A 1,706-nucleotide genomic window follows, 5' to 3' on the forward strand; every position below is an offset into this window, starting at 1 on the left:
CCCAGTAAACGGCGGCCGTAACTATAACGGTCCTAAGGTAGCGAAATTCCTTGTCGGGTAAGTTCCGACCCGCACGAAAGGCGTAATGATTTGGGCACTGTCTCAACGAGAGACTCGGTGAAATTTTAGTACCTGTGAAGATGCAGGTTACCCGCGACAGGACGGAAAGACCCCATGGAGCTTTACTGTAGTTTGATATTGAGTACCTGTAAGTCATGTACAGGATAGGTAGGAGCCATTGAAATAGGGACGCTAGTTTCTATTGAGGCGTTGTTGGGATACTACCCTTGACTTATGGTTACTCTAACCCGCTGGCATAATCGGCCAGGGAGACAGTGTCTGACGGACAGTTTGACTGGGGCGGTCGCCTCCTAAAGAGTAACGGAGGCGCTCAAAGGTTGGCTCAGATTGGTTGGAAATCAATCGTAGAGTGTAAAGGTAAAAGCCAGCTTGACTGCGAGAGCTACAACTCGAGCAGGTAGGAAACTAGGACTTAGTGATCCGGTGGTACCGCATGGAAGGGCCATCGCTCAACGGATAAAAGCTACCCTGGGGATAACAGGCTTATCTCCCCCAAGAGTTCACATCGACAACGCATTTCACCCCTCGATGTCGGCTCATCGCATCCTGGGGCTGTAGTCGGTACCAAGGGTTGGGCTGTTCGCCCATTAAAGCGGCACGCGAGCTGGGTTCAGAACGTCGTGAGACAGTTCGGTCCCTATCCGTCGCGGGCGTAGGTAATTTGAGAGGATCTGTCCTTAGTACGAGAGGACCGGGATGGACTTACCGCTGGTGTACCAGTTGTTCCGCCAGGAGCACGGCTGGATAGCTATGTAGGGAAGGGATAAGCGCTGAAAGCATCTAAGTGCGAAGCCCACCTCAAGATGAGATTACCCATTCGTAAGAATTAAGAGCCCAGAGAGATGATCTGGTAGATAGGCTGGAAGTGGAAGAGTTGCGAGACTTGGAGCGGACCAGTACTAATCGCTCGAGGACTTTACCAAAAGAGTCAAATATAAAATGCTTATGGTTTAGAAGTTAGAAGAATTGTTATTTAGTTTTGAATGTTCAAAGTAACATTTAATGATTTGGTCATCATTGCGATGGAGATACACCTGTTCCCATGTCGAACACAGAAGTTAAGTCCATCTACGGCGGAAGTACTTGGGGGTTGCCCCCTGGGAGATATGCGAGTGGCCAAGTTTGGGAGTTTAGCTCAGCTGGGAGAGCATCTGCCTTACAAGCAGAGGGTCAGCGGTTCGATCCCGTTAACTCCCATTGGTTGTTTCAGCCATTAATTGAATAAAGGTTCTGTAGTGTAGCGGTTATCACGTCGCCCTGTCACGGCGAAGATCGCGGGTTCGATTCCCGTCAGAACCGTTAGTAGTAATACTAATGACTCGTTAGCTCAGTTGGTAGAGCATTTGACTTTTAATCAAAGGGTCGCTGGTTCGAGCCCAGCACGGGTCATAATTCCTAGCGGATGTGGCGGAATTGGCAGACGCACTAGATTTAGGATCTAGCGCTTAACGGCGTGGGGGTTCAAGTCCCTTCATCCGCATACTAGGTTATTAGCCGACTTAGCTCAGTTGGTAGAGCATCTGATTTGTAATCAGAGGGTCGCGTGTTCGAATCATGTAGTCGGCATTGTCGTAAGACACAAAGTTTAAGTGCGAACGTAGTTCAGGGGTAGAACACAACCTTGC

General features: G+C 49.4%; 5 tRNA genes and 2 rRNA genes. All 7 read left to right on the forward strand.

The window, feature by feature from the left end:
• Positions 1-1,004 (forward strand): 23S ribosomal RNA (locus tag BAZO_RS10340); the annotation flags it as partial.
• A gap of 83 nt (positions 1,005-1,087) precedes the next feature.
• Positions 1,088-1,203, forward strand: a 5S ribosomal RNA gene (rrf, locus tag BAZO_RS10345).
• A 2-nt stretch (positions 1,204-1,205) separates the two neighbouring features.
• A tRNA-Val gene (locus BAZO_RS10350) sits at positions 1,206-1,278 on the forward strand.
• A gap of 29 nt (positions 1,279-1,307) precedes the next feature.
• Positions 1,308-1,380: transfer RNA gene (locus BAZO_RS10355), tRNA-Asp, on the forward strand.
• A gap of 17 nt (positions 1,381-1,397) precedes the next feature.
• Positions 1,398-1,470, forward strand: a tRNA-Lys gene (locus BAZO_RS10360).
• Between the two features lie 9 nt (positions 1,471-1,479).
• Positions 1,480-1,561: transfer RNA gene (locus BAZO_RS10365), tRNA-Leu, on the forward strand.
• A 13-nt stretch (positions 1,562-1,574) separates the two neighbouring features.
• A tRNA-Thr gene (locus BAZO_RS10370) sits at positions 1,575-1,647 on the forward strand.
• Positions 1,648-1,706 lie beyond the last annotated feature (59 nt).

It is taken from the genome of Schinkia azotoformans LMG 9581 (genome assembly GCF_000307855.1).
GTDB lineage: Bacteria > Bacillota > Bacilli > Bacillales > Bacillaceae_J > Schinkia > Schinkia azotoformans.